The organism is Methylobacterium aquaticum, from assembly GCF_001043915.1.
GTDB classification, from domain to species: domain Bacteria; phylum Pseudomonadota; class Alphaproteobacteria; order Rhizobiales; family Beijerinckiaceae; genus Methylobacterium; species Methylobacterium aquaticum.
In genome coordinates, this window is the sequence record NZ_LABX01000240.1 from 1 (window position 1) to 19350 (window position 19350).

Consider the following 19350-nt stretch of genomic DNA (forward strand, 5'->3'; position numbering starts at 1 on the left):
CGAAAACTTTTCCTTGGCCATATCCATCACCTGCGGCAAGCCCGCCCACGACGTCCAGCCGGGCGGAAGGCGCGGCCCGCTTAGAGGGTTAGCGCCGGTTGATCAAGTCCGGCATCGCCGCCGGGGCCCCGTCAGGGAGTTCCGGCGACGCGCCGGCGGTCGAGGCTGCGGGCATAGGCGTCCGCCGTCTCCCGTTCGTGGTCGGAGAGCAGTTGCTCGACGGCGCCGACGAGGTCGGGTGCCTCGGTGAAGCCGGCGGCCACGAGGGCCACCGCCTTCGCCCGCGCCGCGTCGCGCTTGGCCGGCAGGCAGATATGCTGGGCCCGCACGGCGAAATGCTCGGCCGTCTCGTGGCGCATCCGCGCGGCGGCGGCTTCCTGGGCCAGGCAGCCCTTCAGCCGCGCGATCGCCGTCGCCTCCCGGGCCGCATGCGCGCCCTCGAAGGCGTGGCTCGGTCCGGCAAGGGCGATGAGCAGCAGCGGCATCACGGCGCGCATGGCGATGTCCCGGGGTGTTTGTTCCTGATATGTTCCATACCACCACTGATTCCCCGATGCCAAGGTAAACGGGTGGAGAGATGGGGACAACGTGAACGCGGTCCCCGCCACGAGGGCGGGAACCGGACCGGGGCGTCAGGCGATCGAGATCGGTGGCTGCGGGATCAGGCCGCCGCCTGGCCCTTGCGGCTTTCGAGGAAAGCCGCGTGCTCCTCGGCGAGGGCGCCCGACAGGGCGCGGGCGATCAGCGCCCGGGTCTCCGCGACGCCGTAGAGGGCGACGAAGGAGCCGAAGCGCGGGCCCCGCGCCTCGCCGAGCAGGATGCCGTAGAGCGTGGTGAACCAGGTCTGCGACACGCCCGGCCGGCCGTCCGGGCTCTTCGACTTGCCCGACAGGTCGGGAAAGTGGCGCCGCCCGACCTCGTAGACCACCGCCTGCAAGGCTTCCGGATCGGTGGAGCCGGCATGACCGGCCAGCGTCTCCGACAGGTCGGCGAGGGCCACCGCTTCCTCGGCGCTCGCGGCCCGGTAGGTCTTGGCCGGGCGCACGACATCGCGAAAATAGCGCACGGCGTGGTGGACCAGACGGTCGAGGCGCGGATGCGTCTCGGGCGAGGCTTCGGGCGCATAGCGGCGGATGAAGCCCCACAACACCGCCGGGTCCTCGCTATTGGCCACCGCCACGAGGTTGAGCAGCATGGCGAACGGGATTCCCCCGCCCTCCCCCGCCCGCTCCGGCTCGGGCGGCACGCCGGCATGCAGATGCCAGACCGGGTTTCCGAGCTTCAGCTTCGGCTCTTGTCCCGGGAATTTTTCCAGGAACGACAGGTAATCGTCGACGTGGCGCGGGATGACGTCGAAATGCAGCCGCTTGGCCTCCCGCGGCTTGTTGTACATGAACAAGGCGAGGCTCTCGGGCGTGCCGTAGGCCAGCCACTCGTCGATGGTGAGCCCGTTGCCCTTCGACTTCGAGATCTTCTGGCCCTTCTCGTCGAGGAACAGCTCGTAGTTGAAGCCCTCGGGCGGCTCGGCGCCGAGCGCGCGGGCGATCTGCCCGGAGAGCTTCACCGAATCGATCAGGTCCTTGCCGGCCATCTCGTAATCGACGCCGAGCGCGACCCAGCGCATCGCCCAGTCGGGCTTCCATTGCAGCTTGGCGTGCCCGCCGGTGACCGGGGTCTCGTAAGCCTCGCCTGTCTGGGGATCGCGCCACACGATGGTGCCGGACGGCACCTTCACCTCGTCGATCGCCACCTGCATCACGTGCCCGGTGACCGGGTGGAGCGGAAGGAACGGCGAATAGGAGGCGGAGCGCTCGGCGCGCAGGGAGGGCAGCATCACCGCCATCACGGCGTCGTAGCGCTCCAGCACCCGGAGCAGCGTCGCGTCGAAACGGCCCGAGCGGTAGCACTCGGTCGCCGAGAGGAATTCATAGTCGAAGCCGAACGAATCGAGGAACCGGCGCAACTCGGCATTGTTATGGGCGCCGAAGCTGTCATGGGTGCCGAACGGATCCGGCACCGCGGTCAGCGGCTTGTTGAGACTCTCCGCCAGGAGCGCCTTGTTGGGCACGTTCTCCGGCACCTTGCGCAACCCGTCCAGGTCGTCCGAGAAGGCGACGAGGCGGGTCGGAATGCGGTCGTTGGTCAGCGTCCGGAAGGCGTGGCGCACCATCGAGGTGCGGGCGACCTCGCCGAAGGTGCCGATATGTGGCAGGCCCGAAGGGCCGTAGCCGGTCTCGAACAGCACCTCGCCTTTGCCCGTCCGCTCCAGCCGGGCGACGAGCTTGCGCGCCTCCTCGAAGGGCCAGGCGGACGCGGAGGCGGCAGCCTCCGCCAGGGCGGGATCGATGCGGGATGCGGACATGGCGAGGCGGTTTGGCCTGTCGAGGCCGCGCAGGAGGCGGCCTTCCGGTGAGCGTGGACGGGAGCCCGGCACCCTATGGGCCGCGCCCACGAGGGTCAACGCGGGACGCGGCGCTTCGCCGGGCAATCGGGTGACGGGACGGGGTGAGACGCGGTTGACGTTCCGAGTCGCGGACACGCCCGATCCCCGGCAGTCCGGCCACGTCGCGTACCGCCTGGACGAAGCTCTGCTGTTGGCGTTGCTGGCCCTCTCGTCTGGCGCCGAGGGCGTGACCGTCATCGCCCGGCTCGGCCCCACGACGCTCGCCCGTCTGTCTGTCGCCGGCCAGTGCTGCGTTGCGGCCTGGACTGCGACGCCGACCCAGACGTCGCTCGAGGTGATCGCACGTGACGGCAAGACCTCGCGCCGCGCGGGCCGGGGCTGCCAAGCCTCCTCGTCATGCTCCGAGACACGTCACCCGATGGCCCTGGGATGCCTTCCGGGGCGATCGGATGAAGGCCGAAGCCGGCGAGCGCAGCGGCTCCGAACACCGCCTCGGCCTCGTGGCCGGGCTTGGCGGGAAGGAGACCGCGAACCGACCAGGCCCCAGCGGTATTCGCGGCTTGAGGCAACCGGCAGGGCAGTCTATCGAGAACCATTCGGTCGCTGCCTGTGCCGCACGGTCCATCGCAATGGCGGACAGGATATCGGGAGAGGCACCGAAGCGGTTCCTGATTGAGGGCGTTCGCTTTCCGACGATGTGCAATCAGGAAGCCAGCACAGGCCGAACACGAGGCGGATACCGTACTGCGCCTGCGCCGCACGCTCGGCAGCGTGAATACTCTGGCCTGGTCGTGCCCACCCAAAATATCCCGGCCCGGCAATCCCTGGCGTTCTGGCGCGCGAACGGGCACGATCGACTGATGGGAACGCCAACTTGTCCCAAATCGAGCCAGCGAGCACCAGAACGGACTCAGCGTCTGGGATTCTGGATGCCGGATCCGCCCGCGACCATCGACGGCCTGTGATCGGCACGTCAATGCACGGCGATCGCCGATCCGATCTCAGGTGGCACGAGCACGAACGCCGGAGCGGCGCGCCCGCCTCGCAGGTGCCTGCCGGCAAACGCGGTATCGAGCGGGGCCGCGGGAACCCGTCCTCACCCTGGCGCACGTGTCGCTGGCGAAGCCGCCCGACCCGACGTGACCGACTCTCGCGCACCGAACCTCTCATTTTCAGGCTTGGATGAATCACGATGACGAAGTTCAGCGCCTATCTCAGCATCTACAACGATTGGGATATTCTTCCGCACGCATTGGCGTCAATCAAAGATCACATCGACGAACTGATCGTCGTCGATGGCGCCTACGAGTGGATGGATTCGTATCTCAGGGCTCTGGGCAAAGATCCGATGCGGTCCGACCAGAGGGTCTATGATAGCCTTGAGAAATCTGGCATCGATTTCAAAATTATCTCTAGAAGTTGGAAGAACGAAATCGAAAAGAGAATGGCAGGATACGATGCCTGTTCGAACAAGTATGTGTATCGTGTCGACGCCGACGAAATCATGTTCTTCTACGATGGCGCGATCGAAAGCTTCCTTGAGACCGACAAGGCGGTGGCCGAGATGGACATGCCGCTCTACGATGATCCAGGCTTGATCCATACCTCGGCGGACGAAAGCCGCCATCCGCGGCAAGGTTTTCTGTTCGACACGTCAAAGATTTCCGCCGATCAGCATCTCCACTATCTCTGGCTCGTCCTCGGCAACGACCAGCTTCCTCCCTACGAGAAGGACCACGCTGCGATCTCCATGGAGCCGATCGCCTTCAACGCACATCTGTCTCACTGGCGAACACCGCAGGGTTCGCTTCAACGCTGTGCATTCTATCAAATGAACTGGATGCGATTTAACGGCATTCCGTTCTTGCCTGAAGTAAAGGATCGCCCACTTCTGAACTTCGACCCTCTGTTCGAGTTCGTGCCGGCGGAGACCTACCTCCGGACGATCATCCGCGAGAGCATCTGCACGGCGACCCTGAGCGTCTCCGGCGAAACAATCCGCAAGTCTCCCCTTTCACCCGAGCAGGAAGCCACGTTCGTGGACCTGCATCGCAACAAGATGGAGGCGATCGAACAACTCAATCGTGATGCCCTGACCGATTGGCAACCGCTCATCACGGGACAGGGTCTCTTCTTCGATGTCTCGCAGGGATGTCTGGCCGATTTGATCGCCCGCGATGGGAAGTTGCAGATCAGGGTCCGCGGCACGATCGCCGGCATCCAGACGAAGGCCATCGTGCTGAGCGATGAGGCTCCGTTCTACCATCACATCACGCTACAGCCCGAAATGCAGGAAAACTCGGCCACCATCAGCATCTCTCCAGCCCTCGAAGGCATCCGGCACCGGAGGCTGTTCATCTCGCTCCATATCCATTTGGGCAACAACGAAAAATTCGGCGACTTCAAAATCACGTCATAGTGCCGGCCATGCCCGGAGACGTGATGAGCTTTCACCGCTGAGAACCGCATCATGAAATTTGCCGTCTTTGGATCGTGCATGTCAAATCTGACTGCCGCAGCCCTGACATCTACCTATGGATGGACGCAGACACACAGCATCCACCACAATCGGTCAGATTATTTTATAAAATGCTTTATCGAAGAATCGACCCCTCCAAAGGCTTATGCAGATCTCTCTCGCACGTTCCAACTGCGGGAGGACGCGCCGCGCGATGCGGCGTTCATTCTTCAAAATCAATCGCGGGATCTGATTGGCCTTCACGAGCTACAGAGCAACAAGGAAACATACGGTAATTTTATCGAATACATCAATCGCGACCCGTGGGACGTCATTCTTCTCGATAATTTCATGGATGTCGCAGCCAAACTTGTTTATGATCGATTCGAAGACCCCGATCAAACCCGTCCTCTCTTCCTGAATGCGTCCTTCTACAAGGATAGCGAGCAGATCGCCGATCGATATTATCACACAGAGTTCCTCTCTCCTGAGGAGTCGGCACGCAACTGGCTTGCGATCTACAAATGGATTCGCGAACGCCAGCCCAATGCGAAGATCTTTTTTCTCAGCTATCACTATTGCTCCAGCACGGAACATCAGGAACGCTACCAGCGGATATTCGGATTTTATCCAGAATTCACGAAAATATGCAGAGGTGAAGATATCAATATCTTTTCCCCTCTTAATGTTCGCGATGACTTGACAAATGGACAGGAAGACTGGCCGCATTTCCAGATGCCGTTGTATCACGCGCTTGCCGGCCACATCTACCTGTCGGTGGAAGGCAAGTTCAATGACACCAACATGTCATCGCACGACCCCAATCGCTAGAGCATTTTCCGACGACGTGGATCCCGGTTCGCCGTAGAAAATGCTTTTGGGCCGATACTTTTCAAAGACGAGAGCAGTCTCGTGAGATGCCTCACACGCAGCCGACGCACCGGCGTTCGCCTGCGTCGAGACCGTCGCGGCCTTGAGGGGTGGGGGCCGCGACGGCTTGCCGGATCGCTGTCCGCGGATCCTCACACGCCGGTCAGTTCCTTCCTGGGCACGTCCGACGCTCGGTCCGCCTTCATCAGGTCCGCCAGGATCTCGTAGGAGCGCAGGCGCGCCCGGTGGTCGTAGATCGCGGCGGCCACCATCAGCTCGTCGGCCCCCGTGCGGGCCGCGATCGCCGCGAGGCCCTGGCGCACCGTCTCGGGCGAGCCGACCACCGAGCAGGCCAGCATGCCAGCGGCTTGCAGTTTCTCGTGGCCCGACCAGTAGGTCTCGATGTCGTCGATCGGCGGCGGCAACTGGCCGCGCGTGCCGCGGAAGATGTTGGTGAACGCCTGCTGCGCCGAGGTGAACAGCCGGCGCGCCTCGCCGTCGGTCTCCGCCGCGATCACGTTGACGCCGACCATCGCATGGGGCTTCGCAAGCTGGCCTGAGGGCTCGAAGCGGGCGCGGTAGACGTCGAGCGCCTGCATCAGGGCGTCCGGGGCAAAATGCGACGCGAAGGCGTAGGGCAGCCCCAGCATCGCGGCGAGCTGCGCCCCGAACAGGCTCGAGCCGAGGATCCACAACGGGACGTTGGTGTTGGTGCCCGGTACCGCCTGGATGACGCGGCCGGCATCGAGGGGCCCGAGGAGGGTCTGGAGTTCGAGGACGTCCTGCGGGAAGTGGTCGGAGGCTGACGGGTCGCGCCGCAAGGCCCGCAGGGTGCGCTGGTCGGTGCCGGGCGCCCGGCCGAGGCCGAGGTCGATGCGGCCCGGATAAAGCTCGGCCAGCGTGCCGAACTGCTCGGCGATCACCATCGGGGAATGGTTCGGCAGCATGATGCCGCCGGCGCCGACCCGGATCCGGTGCGTGCCCCCGGCGATGTAGCCCACCACCACGGAGGTCGCCGCGCTGGCGATGCCGGTCATGTTGTGGTGCTCGGCGACCCAGTAGCGGGTGAAGCCCCAGCGGTCGGCGTGCTGGGCGAGGTCGAGCGTGTTGCGCAAGGCGTCGCCGGGCGTGGATCCCTGCGGGATAGGCGCCAGGTCAAGGATGGAGAGTGGCGGCATCGACGGGTCCCGGAGGTTGTGAGTGCGTGTCCCCTGCTGGCGTCCAAGATTTGGGCTGATGGCAGCGGATGCAAGCGCGTGAGGCCGATGCGTGACATGCACCGGCTGCGCGGGCGGCGGATGTCCGACCGCACCGCCCCGACATACCGCCGCTTCCGAGAGCGCGGCAGAGCGATGGGCCTCGTTCATCCCGGCTGTTCGAAAGCGAACCTTGCCGCGTCCTGCCGATTGCCCGATGCTGCACCTCCGCCCGCAACAGCAGCGAGACTGAGACGGGCGATCCGGGGAGGATCCATGGCGGGATTGTTCGATCTCACCGGCCGGGTGGCGGTGGTCACCGGCGGCAATGGCGGCATCGGGCTCGGGATGGCGGAGGCGCTCGCCGGGGCCGGCTGCGCGGTCTCGATCTGGGGCCGCGACGCGGAGAAGAACCGGAGCGCCCTCGACCACCTCGCCGCCACCGGCAGCCCGGCCGCGGCCGAGATCTGCGACGTGGCCGATCCGGACGCGGTGCAGCGCGCCTTCGACGCGACGCTGGCCCGGTTCGGCCGGGTCGACGGGATGTTCGCCAATGCCGGCGTGGCCGGGGGCGGGCGGCGCTCGTTCCTGGAGCGGGACGCGGAGGAATGGCGAAAAACCTTCGCGGTCAACCTCGACGGGGTGGTGGCGAGCTTCCAGGTCGCGGCTAAGCACATGGCCGAGCGGGCCGGCAAGGGCGACGCCTTCGGGCGGCTTGTCGCCACGTCGAGCGTCGCCTCGCTCCTGGGGGCGGCGCGCAACGAGCATTACGGTGCCACCAAGGGCGCGCTCAACGCGATGGTGCGGGCGCTGGCGGTGGAGCTTGCCCGCTACGGCGTGACCGCGAACGCGATCCTGCCGGGCTGGATCGAGAGCGACATGACCGCCGGCCTCCTGGCGAACGAGAAGTTCGTCACGTTCAACCTGCCGCGCATTCCCGCCCGGCGCTTCGGCCGGCCGGAGGACTTCGGCGGGATCGCCGTCTACCTGATGAGCGGGGCGTCGGCCTACCAGACCGGACAGGTGCTGGTGATCGACGGCGGCTACACGGTCGCGTGAGACGATCCGGGCCCGAGGAGGCTGCAATGGCACGATTCACGGCGAAGGCCGTCCTCGTCACGGGCGCCGGCAGCGGCATTGGCCGCGCCTCGTCCCTGTCCTTCTCGCGCGAGGGCGCGGCCGTCGCGGTGGTCGACCGCGACGCCGCCGGCGCCGAGGAGACCGCGGCCCTCGTCGCGGCGGAAGGCGGCCGGGCCCTGGCGCTGACGGCGGATGCCGGCCGCGAGGCCGACGTGACCGGCGTCCTCGCCGCGGCAGAGCGGGCCTTCGGCCGGCTCGACGCGATCCACGCCAATGCGGGGATCGGCGGCGGCACCGTGCCGTTCACCGAGCAGAGCGTGGACCTCTGGGAGGAGGTGCTGCGCGTCAACCTGATCGGCGCCTTCCTGGCGATCAAGCACGGGGCTCCGCTCCTCCTGCGCCATGGCGGCGGGGCAATCGTCTGCACCGCCTCGGTGGCGGGCTTGCGCGCCAACGCGGCGGGCGCCGCCTACAGCGCGAGCAAGGCCGGGGTGATCAGCCTGGTCCAGACCGCGGCCGACGCCTTCGCGGGCACGGGCCTGCGGATCAACGCCGTCTGCCCCGGCCTGATCGAGACCGGGATGACGGCGGGCCTGTTCGCGGCGGCGCGGGCGAAGGGCAAGGGGGACCGCATCGGCCAGCTCAACCCGCAGCGCCGGGCGGGCATCCCCGAGGAGATCGCCGCCGCGGCCGTGTTCCTGGCGAGCGAGGAGGCGTCCTACGTCAACGGCCAGGCGCTGGCGGTCGATGGCGGTTTGTCGAGCACGCATCCCTTCGTGCCGCGGAAGGCGTGAGGCTTTGGCTCAGAACGGACCGACCGGGAAGAACCGCAGGTACAGCTCCGCATATTTTCCCTCGTCCCATAGCCGCTGGAGCGCGTCGTCGAGGGCACGGGCCAGAACCTCGTCCTCCTTGCGGGTGACGAAGCCGATGCCCTCGCCGAAATAGCGGTTCTCCAGATAGTCGCCGCCCGAGAAGGCGCAGCAGCCCGCCGCCTCGGTGCCGCCGATCCAGAGAGCGAGCGCCAGCCCGTCGCCGAACAGATACGCGATCTCGCCCCGGCGCAGGGCCGCCTCGGCGGCGCCGAGATCCGGGTAGGTCTTCGGCGTCGCGTGGAAGAAGGTGCGGAGATACGCCTCGTGCGCCGTGCCCGAGACCACCCCGGTGGGGTGCTCGGACACCGCCTTCACGTCGGGCGCCGGCAGGCTCTTGTCGCCGCGCACCACGAAGCGGGCCGGCCAGCGGAAATACGGCCGGGTCGCCCGGTAGCCGGCCCTGAGGGAGGCGGAGAGCGGGATCGCGGCCGCCACCACGTCGCCCTGATTGGCCTGGAGCGCGTCGAGCAGCGTGTCGAAGCGGCGCACCTGCACGGTGCAGGTCATCCCGAGCTTCTCGCAGGCCGCCCGGGCGAGCTCGACCGAAAAACCCGTCGGGTTGCCGTCCGGCCCGGCGAAATGCAGCGGCGGGTACTCGTCGTCGGTGAGGAACCGCACCGGCCGCGTGGTCTGCGGCGGCTCGGGCCGTTCCAGCCGGGCGCGGGGGTTCCAGAAGTTCGGGATCGTCACCGCCTCGGCGGCCAGGGCCGGGACGGCCGCCAGCATCACGAACGCCACCTGTGCCAGGACGGCCATCCGCCCCAAGCAGACTTGCATTGGCAGGCCAACGCTTCGTCTGCTTAGGGCCTTGTTTGATCGCAGATTTTTGCCGCCGAACCGGTGACCACGTCGGCGAAATCCGCTTAGCAAGGCCGCCCGCATCACGGCAGCCGCCGGCCCGGGCCGGGCCTGCCGCTGAGGCATCCGCGCCACGCTCGCAAGGAATCCGCGGACGGAGGGGCGCGACGCTGTCGCGCAATCGGAGAGAACCATAGGCTCTCCTACCACGAACCTCCGCCGGCGGGACCCGGCATCGCGAGGGCACGCCGATGTTCGTCGAGGTCCGGTCTCCGCAGGGCGCCGCGATCACCTTGCCGGGCGAACTCGCCTTCCTGCTCGGCCAGGGCGTCGACCTCGCCCTCGTCCGCGACGCCGCCCTTCTGGCGAGCCAGGAGGGCACGGAACCGGCGGCGGCCCTGCTGCGGACCGGCCTGATGAGCGAGGCCGGCTATTACGCCGCCCTCGCCCGGGCGCTCGGCCGGCCGTTCCGCGGCAGCGGCCTCGTCCTGCATCCGACGGCGCGCTTTCCCGACGACATCCGCCTCGGCGCCGCCGTCGGTGCCGAGGGCGAGGTTTTTCTGGCCCCGCCGCCCGGGGCGGTGGCGGGGCTCCTCGCCATCGGGGCGCCGCCCTCGGCCGTCTTCACCACGCCGGCGGCCCTCGCCGGCGCCGTGCTCGCCACCGCCGGGCCCCGGGCCGCCGCCCGGGCCGCCGAGGCGCTGGAGGTGCGCGCGCCCGACTGGGCCTACCGCCCCGGGCTGCATCCGGGGCAGGTTCTCGTCCTGCTGCTCGGCCTCGCGGCGGCCCTGTGGCTCGTCGAGGCGTCGCCCTGGCTGCAACTCGTCCTCCTGGCGCTCATCAACGTCGCGGTGCTGGCGGTGATCGTCTTCCGCCTCGCCCCCCCGCTGCTGCGGCCCGCGCGCCTGCCGGAGCGCCCTCCCCCGCCGGATCCGGACTTGCCGGTCTACACCGTGCTGGTGGCGCTCTACCGCGAGACGAAGGTGGTGCCGCGCCTCGTGCGGGCGCTCGCCCGCCTCGACTACCCGGCCTCCAAGCTCGACCTGAAATTCGTGATCGAGGCCGACGACCACGCCACCGCGGCGGCCCTGGCGGCCGTTCCGCTCCCGGCGCGGTTCGAGGTGGTGACGGCGCCCGCCGGCCTGCCCCGCACCAAGCCGCGCGCCCTCAACGTCGCCCTGCCGCTCGCCCGCGGCGAGCATCTGGTGGTCTACGATGCCGAGGACGTGCCGGATCCCGGCCAGCTCAAGGCAGCCGCCGCCCTGTTCCGCGCCGGCTCGCCGCGGCTCGCCTGCTTGCAGGGCCGGCTGGTGATCGACAACACGAACGATTCCTGGCTGACCCGCTGCTTCACCCTCGAATACGCGGCCCTGTTCGACGTGCTGCTGCCGCTGCTGACGGCCGCGCACCTGCCGGTGCCGCTCGGCGGCACGACCACCCATTTCCGCACCCAGACCTTGCGCGAGCTGCACGGCTGGGACGCCTGGAACGTCACCGAGGATGCCGATCTCGGCCTTCGCCTCTCGCTCGCCGGGTATCGGGTCGGCGACCTGCCGCTCTCGACCCTGGAGGAGGCGCCGGCCCGCATCCGGCCCTGGCTGCGCCAGCGCACCCGCTGGATGAAGGGCTTCGTCCAGACCACCATCACCCACAGCCGGCATCCCGTCCGGGCCCTGCTGTGGTGTGCAGGATCATATGGCAGGGCCGGGATTATCCGGGATCGAGCGGGATTTTGCGGCTAATCCGCGGCATCGCCAGTGACTTAGCCCACGATAGGCGACGAGATGCGTATCGCTGACGCGCAGGATCAAATGGCCCGGAACCGAAGAAACCTCATTGAGGCACGGTGTCTTCGCCCCTGTGTGCGAGCTGCGCAGCTCCTTCTAAGTGGGATGATTGGCACAGGCGCTGTCACCTGAGCGGAAAACCACGAAAACGAGGCCATTTCAAGCTGATAGCCGAAGAGGCATCCGAGCGAAGTGGGATGCGAAGTGGGATGCTTTCTGGGCTGTCGAGACCGCGTGAAGGCGGGTAGCTACACGCGGCCCGTCGGCCTTGAATGGCCTTTCAACGCCGAGGCGTCGAGCGCCGGTCCTTAGAAGGGAAGCTCCCTGAAAGCGGGAGGCACGCGGCCAATCACCTTTAGGACCACCGGCTCTTCAAATTCACCCAGTCCAGGGTGGCCATCCTGGCGAATGGCCACCGCGCCAGCCTTGCCCATTGCTATGCGCTCGACCTTGCGCAGGGCGTGAGCCTCGTCGGATGCGGTCTGCGGAGGGTCGGCCTCCAGCCCTCTGCCCTTCTCCCGGAACGACTGCACCAGAAACGTAGGCTTGAGACCCTTCGACATGCTGCCTCCTCAGAGTTGCAGCGCATGGTGGTACGAGAACAAAAATAGAACAAGCGGTCTTCCAGTGGATGGGCTGTGGATGAGTGTGGATAGCGCCTGGCCGTCGGGTGAGCCTGCCGGGGCTATGGTGGTTCAACAAAATCTTGATTTTATATGCATAATCAAACATCTGAGGGTATACCCTCAAGATCTCACTGTGCTCAGGCGAACGATATGTTTGCGGCGAGTGTGACCTTGAGAGTAAACAACCAGCTTATAGAATTAAATCGGAACGCCAGCTTGTCGGCAAAGTATCACAATGGGGTTTTCGAAGCCATTGTTTTGTATAGATCCTACAGCAGCATCAGGCAAAGTTCCCGGTTCAAATACGACAATGAATGGAGAGTAGCCGCTATATCCGCCGTAACTGTTGCGAGCATTTACAGTCCCACACACAGTTAGCTTTCCTGAGGACCGCGCCAAGTAAATCTTATCCCCAAACTGGGCAGAATTAGGGTCCTTAAGGATACCTTTTACAGATGATATGACCTTCAAAATTTCTTCTCTAGTTAATGTCTCCGCAAGAGCCCCCAAAGTAAAGCTGCCAAGGACTACTGAGGCTGCAAGCCCCACCTTCAAATTGCTCGCCCGTACCATGCTACTCGCCCCTGAAAACTTAAGCTGCTGACCTCATCTCGGCTAACAGTCTCCGAAGGATAGCGGTCGTTATCCGAGATCAGCATCATGCCACCAATTGCCAGAAAATTCACTCGCTTGACCACCACAAGATCGTTGACAACGAGCGCGTAGATCTTCCCGTGCACGACTTCCCCATAGCTGCGATCGACTAGCATCAGGTCTCCGTCTTGGATCGTCGGATGCATGCTGTCGCCTTGAGCTTGAAGCAGTTCCGCGTTGTGCGGGGACACGCCGAGAGATCGAAGCCAGGCCTCGCTGAAGAGGAAGTGGGACGCCGCCACCGTTTCGGCGGGCAAGCTCGCCCGGCCTCGCCCTGCCGACGCTCGCACTTCGAGGAACGGGACGGCCACGAAGCCCTCCGGGACGTTGGATAGGCCATCAGTTGCTACTGGGTGCTGGGCCGAGACATTTAGCGCCATACCGTTTGTGGAATTCCCGATCAGGTAGTCCACCGTCGTCTCTGCCGCTTTAGCTATTTTGATGAGCGCCGTCGGCCCAGGCTGTGTTCCTGCAAGATATTTGTTGATCGTGGTCAGAGGGATCCCAGCTTTATCTGCGAAATCTTGTGCTCTGGGAAATTTATCTATCGCAGCTCGCAGCCGGGCTTGAAGAGCCGTCAGTTCCGCATGTGGTTGAGGTTGCCGCGCCATCGATCAATTCTGCCACATGTGGATTGACGCGCCGTGCCACATCCGGCACATTCACGCTACAGAGTCTCTGATGCGAGGTTAAGATTTCATGGCGCGTAGGCAAGGGGATGCCCCTACAGGGCCTGGCTGGCACCAACAGGACATTCTCGCCGCGATCCGGAAACGGGACGCGACGATGGCATCCCTGAGCCGCAAGCACGGCTTCAAGCCGGGAGTGTTGCGGTCCGTCTTCTACAAGCGCTGGCCCAAGGGGCAGCGGATCGTGGCTGAGTTCCTGGGCGTCCCAGTCGAAGAGCTGTGGCCACACTGGTATGGCCCAGGCGGTACCCTCAAGCCGCTCCAGGGCGCTGCTCAGAAATCGGCGGCTTAGAGGTGATGCGTCCTATGGACATGCCCCTCACCGCAGCGTCGTCCGAGCTTTCGTTTCCGATCGAAGACGTCCTGCTGGCCGACATCTACGACGGAAATCGCCTTCGAGAGATCGAGCCTGCTTGGGCCGAGGCCATGGCGGCATCAATAGATCAAGGCGCGCGAATGCCGCCGGTCGTTCTGCGCCGCCCGGATGCTCGCGAGGGTATCGTTCAATCTTATGCTTTGGTCGCCGGCGGTCACCGTGTCGCCGCGTACCGGCTGCTGGGCCGCGTTTCGATCCGGGCTGAAATCAGCACTTACGATGCTCTTCAGGCGCGTCTGGCTGAGGTTCAGGAGAACCTGGTTCGGCATGACCTGAACGCCCTCGACAGGGCGCTGTTCATCGCCGAGCACAAGCGTGTTTGGGAGTTGCTTAACCCGGATGCCGGTCGTGGAGGCGACCGGCGGTCGAAAGGAGCGGTCAAAAGGCAAAGTTTGCACTTTGGTCCGCGTCGCTTCACCGACGAGATGGCTGAGAAGTGCGGGCTCGGCGAGCGCACGGTCAAGTACGCTCTTGCTCTGTCCGCGTCCCTCGATCCCGAGGCGATCCGTCTGCTTCGAGGATCGAGCATTGCTCGCAACAATTCCGAATTGCAGCGCCTCGCGGCACAGCCCACCGAACGACAGGTTCGGCTCGCCAAGCTCCTGATCGATGGGACTGCCGATACGGTCGCCAAGGCACGGATCGCGGCGGGTGATGCCCCAACCGGCGAGGGTGATCCCCAGGAGGAGCTGTTTCGCCGCATCGTCTCGAACTGGCAGAGGCTCGATGCCAAGGGGCGCAAGCGCTTCATGGAGCACGCCGGCCTCGTGGCTGATCGGAAGGCTGGCGCATGAAGCTCTGGCTCACCGCCGCCGAGATAGCCGACCTCGCCCTCCCCGGCCTCCCGGCGACGAAGCGCAATGTCAATGCGTATGCCGAGGTCTCAGGTTGGACCCGGCGTGCCGGGCTCTGGCGCCCCCGTCGCGGGGTTGGGGGCGGCCTGGAATACCACCTCGATCTGCTGCCGCCCGACGCGCGCCGAGCCTACGTCGCGCGGCTCATGCCCGAGGCAGTGCCGGTAGATGTCGCCGAGGCCGCCGAGGCGGAGCCGGCCGCAACGTCCATGCGCGACGATGCGGCGGAGGCTCGTGATGCCCGGCTGGCGATCCTAGCGGCAGCCGAGCGCATCTTCGCAAGCGCGAAGCTGCCACGCGAGCACGCCGATCTCCTCACTGTGGCAGATTACGCCGCGGGCCGGCTCCATGTCCCGCCGTGGGTTCGCGCCCGGGTGCCCGCGCTCACCGCCCGCAGCCTGAAGAGGTGGCGCGCAGCCGCGCGCGACGGTCGCACGGCCTCCCTCGCAGTAGATCGCGGCGCCGCCCGGCGCGGCCTCGGCGTGCTCGATACGGCAGAAGGCGGCCAAGTGCGGGTCTATGCCCTCGCGGTGATCGCCCGTCAGCCGCATCTCTCGGCCGACCATGTGCGCGAGCTGCTGCGCCAGCGCTTCGGCGAAACCCTGACCGTCGTGCGTTCGGGCGGCGAGGTTAAGACCGTCCCGTTACCGCCGATCCGTACCGTGCAGGATGCGCTGCGCCGGTGGAGGGAAACTGAAAAGGTTGCTCTCACTGCAATCACCAATCCAGACGCCTACAAGAGCCGGTACAAACTCGCCGGCAATAATACAGCTTCAACTGTCACCCGCCTTAACGAGGTCTGGCAGATCGACGCCTCGCCGATGGACGCGCTCTGCGTAGATGGCCGACATTCAGTCTACCTGGCAATCGACATCTGGTCGCGCCGCGTCGTCGTCTACGTCTCGAAGACGCCCCGCGCTGAGGCGGTCGGCTTGCTGTTGCGCCGAGCAATTCTGGCTTGGGGCGTGCCCGAGACGGTCAAGACCGATAACGGGTCGGACTTCACGGCCAAAGCCAGCCAGCGCCTGCTGGCATCCCTTGGGATCGAGCACACGCTGTCACCGGCCTTCACCCCGGAGGACAAGCCATTCGTGGAGCGTGTGGTCGGCACGTTTCAGCGAGATCTGGGCCCGCTCCTACCAGGCTTTATTGGGCACAGCGTCGCCGATCGGAAGGTGATCGAGGCGAGGCGCGCCTTCTCGGCCCGGCTCGGCGATCAGGATGCCGCCAAGGCGTTCTGTGTCGAGCTGACCGGATCCGATCTTCAGGGCTATTGCGACGCCTGGGCCGAAAACCGCTATGCGCACCGGGCGCATGCAGGGCTCCGGGGCCGCGCTGACCTTCGCGTTCATACGCCCTACGGCGCCGCCTCCTCCTACACCGGTCCGATCCGCAGGATCGAGGATGTGCGTGTCCTGGACCTTTTGCTGGCGCCAGTTGCCGGGAAGGACGGTGTCCGGACCGTCGGCAAGCAGGGTGTCCGGATCGAGGGTTCGTTCTACCACGCCCCGCAGGTACTGCCGGACACACAGGTGTTCGTGCGGATGGACCCTGCTGACATGGGCCGCGCCTACCTCTTCGCCCTCGATGGCGGCGAGTACCTGGGCGAGGCCCTATGCCCCGAAATTCTCGGCATTGATCCGGCCGAGGCGGTCGCCCTGGCGAAGGAAGCACGCAAGTCGCTGATCGACGAGCGCACTGCGGAGATCAGGCGGGAAGCCAAGTCGATCAAGCCCCGCGACTTCGCGGACGTGATCCTCGGACGGGCGAACACTGCGGCGAGCAAGGTCGTCGCCTTCCCGCGGCCGAGCGACGTCCACAGCACGCCGCAGCTCACCGCCGCCGCAGAGGTGTTCGCGGAGCCCCCCGCTCCTGCGGCTCGCCCTCCCCTCCCGGCCGCCGAAGCGGCGCTCCAGGCCGAGATTGAGGCGGATCTCGCCGGAGCCGCCGCTCCCCGGCCGAACGTCCAGCCGCTTCGACGCGGAGACACCCCACAGCTTCGGTTCCGGCGGGCACTCGATCTGCGCGCGCGACTGGAGCGTGGCGAAGAGATCGAGACCGCCGACGCTCTCTGGCTCGGCGGCTACGAGGCCGGCCCCGAGTTCCGATCCTTCCAGGACCTCTATGCCGACTTCGGAGAGGCGGCGCTCTGATCAACAAAAGAAAAGCCCCGGCGAAAGACCGGGGCCCACAGTGGAGATGGCACCATCATGACGACGGACAGACCCAACGACAATAGCAAGAGCCACGCTGCCCTTCAGAATGTGAGGGCGATGATGGCACTTGTCCGCAAGCTTCAGCAGCGCCGCCCGCACCTTCCGAATATCGGCGTGATGCACGGCCCTTCCGGCTACGGGAAGAGCCAGGCGGCGATCTACGCACAGAACAAGACGAACGCCATCCGCGTCGAGGTCGGCGACAGCTGGACCCGTAAAACGCTGATGAAGGCCATCCTCACCGAGCTGGGGATCGTTCCACGCGGAACCGTGGCCGACATGGTGGAGCGGGCTGTCGAGTTGCTGGGCGAGCAGATCGACCGCCCGCTGATGATCGACGAGGCAGACAAACTCGTCGACAAGGGCATGATCGAGTTGGTGCGCGAGGTTGCGGAATGCAGCCAAGCACCCGTTGTCCTGATCGGCGAAGAGGCATTGCCCTCTAAGCTCGTCAAGGTCGAGCGCGTCCACAACCGGGTGCTCGATTGGGCTCCGGCCGAACCGTGCGACCGTGACGACACCCGGAAGCTCGCCAACCTCTACGTGCCGCAACTGACACTGACCGACGGCCTGCTGGATCGCGTTTGCGAGCGAAGCGAGGGGCGGGCGCGCCGGATCGTCACGAACCTTGACCACATCTCGGAATGGGCTCGTCACCACGGCGCGAGTGCCGTGGATGAGGGGTACGACGGTCGCTTCTTCACCGGTGACGCCCCCAAGGTGCGTTCCGGCCGCATCCTGCGGAGGGTTGCATGAAGCGCCTCCACCAGATCGGACCGGGCGGGCCGAATGCCTACTGGGTGGCCATGCGCGCCCTGACGCGGAGGGCGGGGAGCTTCACGATCCGTGATGTCGTCGAACGCTGCAACGCTGCGGTGGAGAATACCGTCGAGTGCTACGTCCACGCCTGCGCCCGCAGCGGGCATCTCGACATCGTCGGCGAGCGACCGGCGACGACGCCAATCGGGCGGCCGTTCAAGCTCTACGCGGTTAAGGTTACTGCTCCCGAGACCGCTCCCTTCGAGAAGCCGGATCGTACTCCGCGGCTCGGCGCGGCTCATCAGCAGATGTGGACTGCCATTCGTGGTCTGACCTCGTTCACAACGCGAGATCTGGCCGCTTTCGCCTCGACCGACGAGGTGGCGATTAGCTCGGACACGGCCCGGATCTTCTGCTGGAAACTTCGGCAGGCCGGGTATCTCCAAGAGCTTGGCAGGCAAGGACGGTGGCAGGTTCTCCGCCTCCGTCCCGGCATGAACACGGGCCCCACCCCACCGGCAATAACGGCCGGGGGCGACGTCATCGATCGCAATCCTCGCGCCCGTCGTCGGAGTGCCGCTCGATGAATGTCGCTGGGAAGCTCTCCGCTCTTGAGCGGGCCGCTGCGGCCTGGGGCGAGGCCATGCCAGACGAGGTGCGTGAACTCGCGGCATACGTCGATCGCAATACCGGGGCCGCAGCAGCCAAGACGATCGGTTACTCGGGTGCCGTCGTTAGTAACATGCTCAACGCTCGATACACGGGCGACCACGAAGCTGTGTTCGCGAAAATCCGCGGCGCCCTGATGGGTGAAGTGGTGGTCTGCCCGGTGCTTGGGGAAATCGGCCGCCATCGCTGCCTTAGCGAACAGAAGATGCCGTTCGCCACCTCGAATGCCGCTCGCGCTCGGGTCTACCGCGCCTGCCGCACGGGCTGCCCGCACTCCCGCCTGAAAGGTGCTTGAACCATGCGCATCAACAACCCCGTGCCCACCCTGGAGGGGCTGCTTGCCGTCTTCGAGGACGGTGCCGCGAAGGGCGGCACCTTCGTCGACCAGGTGATGTGCCAGACGGCCATAGACGGCATTGCCGACGCCATCCTGGCGATCGGCATGCTCGGCAGCCGCATGGAGGCCAGCGGCCTGCTGGAGCCCTTCACGGAAGAGCCTGCCGCGCCCCGTACCCCGGTAGAGCGCCGCCAGCTCGCCCGCTTCGCCGCCCCGTTCGATCCGGACGGCCGCGTCGTCCAGATCCCGACGGCCTTCACTCGGGAGGCGGGGCGATGATTGATCCGCGTCTTACCATCCGGCGCATCGCGTCGATCGTCGCCGAGGACATGGGTACGACGCTCGTGTTGATGAAGGGCGCGGGGCGCAAAAGCGAAGACGTTTGGCCGCGTCAGGTCGCGATGTACCTCGCACATCATCATCTCGGTAAGTCGCTGCCCGAGATTGGCAGGTTCTTCGGTAACAGAGACCATACCACGGTCTTGCATGCGGTTCGCGCTGTCACCGAGAAAGCCAAGATGGATGAAGGTCTGGCGGGGCGCCTGAAGGCGCTTGGCGGCCTCATTGATGCGGCTGAAGCCGCGCTCTCCGTCGAGGCATCGATACCGCCGGAGCCGGAGCTTGTGCCACATCCGGCACCGCCGGTGCCCGTGGCGGTCCTCACAGCGCCGCTGCCGGCTACCGACGAGCCGGCGGCCCGCC

At 65.9% G+C, this 19350-nt stretch carries 20 protein-coding genes; 14 read left to right on the forward strand and 6 right to left on the reverse strand.

Translation table 11 applies throughout. From position 1 onward, the window contains the following. Positions 1-131 precede the first annotated feature (131 nt). Together VP06_RS26770 and VP06_RS26775 are read right to left on the reverse strand one after the other, a co-directional pair. A complete protein-coding gene (locus VP06_RS26770; protein ID WP_048466855.1) occupies positions 132-497 on the reverse strand; it encodes a hypothetical protein in 366 nt (121 codons plus the stop codon). Positions 498-661: 164 nt separating this feature from the next. Further along, entirely contained in the window at positions 662-2362 is a 1701-nt protein-coding gene (locus tag VP06_RS26775) for a lysine--tRNA ligase (RefSeq protein WP_048466856.1), read from the reverse strand. Between the two features lie 491 nt (positions 2363-2853). Here VP06_RS26775 and VP06_RS36720 point away from each other — a divergent pair, with 491 nt between their 5' ends. The 3 genes from VP06_RS36720 (at position 2854) to VP06_RS36725 (ending at position 5693) form a co-directional block, all read left to right on the forward strand. Next, positions 2854-3369 (forward strand): hypothetical protein, encoded by a 516-nt coding sequence (locus VP06_RS36720; protein WP_156295790.1) that lies wholly within the window; start codon positions 2854-2856, stop codon positions 3367-3369. A 227-nt stretch (positions 3370-3596) separates the two neighbouring features. Next, positions 3597-4823: a glycosyltransferase family protein gene (locus VP06_RS26780; RefSeq protein ID WP_048466857.1), complete on the forward strand. Its 1227-nt coding sequence runs from the start codon at positions 3597-3599 to the stop codon at positions 4821-4823. A 51-nt stretch (positions 4824-4874) separates the two neighbouring features. After that, positions 4875-5693: a hypothetical protein gene (locus tag VP06_RS36725; protein WP_156295791.1), complete on the forward strand. Its 819-nt coding sequence runs from the start codon at positions 4875-4877 to the stop codon at positions 5691-5693. A gap of 191 nt (positions 5694-5884) precedes the next feature. Here VP06_RS36725 and VP06_RS26785 read toward each other — a convergent pair whose 3' ends face one another. Then, positions 5885-6910 carry an LLM class flavin-dependent oxidoreductase gene (locus tag VP06_RS26785; protein WP_048466858.1) on the reverse strand — a complete coding sequence of 342 codons (1026 nt, stop codon included), beginning with the start codon at positions 6908-6910 and terminating at the stop codon, positions 5885-5887. 294 nt (positions 6911-7204) lie between these two features. Between VP06_RS26785 and VP06_RS26790 the strand changes: the two genes are divergently transcribed. Continuing rightward, entirely contained in the window at positions 7205-7987 is a 783-nt protein-coding gene (locus tag VP06_RS26790) for an SDR family NAD(P)-dependent oxidoreductase (protein ID WP_048466859.1), read from the forward strand. A gap of 26 nt (positions 7988-8013) precedes the next feature. Beyond that, positions 8014-8802: an SDR family NAD(P)-dependent oxidoreductase gene (locus tag VP06_RS26795; RefSeq protein ID WP_048466860.1), complete on the forward strand. Its 789-nt coding sequence runs from the start codon at positions 8014-8016 to the stop codon at positions 8800-8802. 9 nt (positions 8803-8811) lie between these two features. Here the strand turns inward: VP06_RS26795 and VP06_RS26800 are convergent, their stop codons facing one another. Beyond that, complete coding sequence (locus VP06_RS26800; RefSeq protein ID WP_048466861.1) at positions 8812-9639, reverse strand: transporter substrate-binding domain-containing protein; 828 nt, start codon at positions 9637-9639, stop codon at positions 8812-8814. 293 nt (positions 9640-9932) lie between these two features. On the opposite strand from VP06_RS26800, the gene VP06_RS26805 reads away from it, so the two are divergent. After that, a complete protein-coding gene (locus VP06_RS26805; protein ID WP_053082049.1) occupies positions 9933-11423 on the forward strand; it encodes a glycosyltransferase family 2 protein in 1491 nt (496 codons plus the stop codon). Positions 11424-11776: 353 nt separating this feature from the next. Here the strand turns inward: VP06_RS26805 and VP06_RS26810 are convergent, their stop codons facing one another. Further along, entirely contained in the window at positions 11777-12031 is a 255-nt protein-coding gene (locus VP06_RS26810; protein ID WP_048466862.1) for a hypothetical protein, read from the reverse strand. A gap of 614 nt (positions 12032-12645) precedes the next feature. Next, positions 12646-13359, reverse strand: a complete 714-nt coding sequence (locus VP06_RS35365; RefSeq protein WP_082167648.1) for an XRE family transcriptional regulator — start codon at positions 13357-13359, stop codon at positions 12646-12648. Between the two features lie 88 nt (positions 13360-13447). On the opposite strand from VP06_RS35365, the gene VP06_RS39085 reads away from it, so the two are divergent. From VP06_RS39085 to VP06_RS26840, 8 genes are all read left to right on the forward strand, one after another. Beyond that, a complete protein-coding gene (locus VP06_RS39085) occupies positions 13448-13729 on the forward strand; it encodes a helix-turn-helix domain-containing protein (RefSeq protein WP_082167649.1) in 282 nt (93 codons plus the stop codon). A gap of 14 nt (positions 13730-13743) precedes the next feature. Then, positions 13744-14607 (forward strand): ParB/RepB/Spo0J family partition protein, encoded by an 864-nt coding sequence (locus tag VP06_RS26815; RefSeq protein ID WP_048466863.1) that lies wholly within the window; start codon positions 13744-13746, stop codon positions 14605-14607. Next, positions 14604-16820: a DDE-type integrase/transposase/recombinase gene (locus VP06_RS26820; RefSeq protein ID WP_048466864.1), complete on the forward strand. Its 2217-nt coding sequence runs from the start codon at positions 14604-14606 to the stop codon at positions 16818-16820. The genes VP06_RS26815 and VP06_RS26820 overlap by 4 nt, the downstream gene beginning before the upstream one ends. Positions 16821-16877: 57 nt before the next feature. Beyond that, on the forward strand, positions 16878-17639 hold the full coding sequence (locus VP06_RS26825) for an AAA family ATPase (RefSeq protein WP_048466865.1): 762 nt from the start codon (positions 16878-16880) through the stop codon (positions 17637-17639). Then, the gene (locus tag VP06_RS33900; protein ID WP_053082050.1) at positions 17636-18229 is read left to right on the forward strand and encodes a hypothetical protein; all 594 of its coding nucleotides are present in this window, start codon (positions 17636-17638) and stop codon (positions 18227-18229) included. Before VP06_RS26825 ends, VP06_RS33900 begins: the two co-directional genes overlap by 4 nt. Beyond that, positions 18226-18606 (forward strand): transcriptional regulator, encoded by a 381-nt coding sequence (locus VP06_RS35375; protein WP_082167651.1) that lies wholly within the window; start codon positions 18226-18228, stop codon positions 18604-18606. The genes VP06_RS33900 and VP06_RS35375 overlap by 4 nt, the downstream gene beginning before the upstream one ends. Before the next feature lie 3 nt (positions 18607-18609). Next, positions 18610-18927 carry a hypothetical protein gene (locus VP06_RS26835; protein WP_048466866.1) on the forward strand — a complete coding sequence of 106 codons (318 nt, stop codon included), beginning with the start codon at positions 18610-18612 and terminating at the stop codon, positions 18925-18927. After that, positions 18924-19350: helix-turn-helix domain-containing protein (locus VP06_RS26840; protein ID WP_048466867.1), on the forward strand; the 427-nt coding region annotated here is incomplete at its 3' end. The genes VP06_RS26835 and VP06_RS26840, both read left to right, overlap by 4 nt.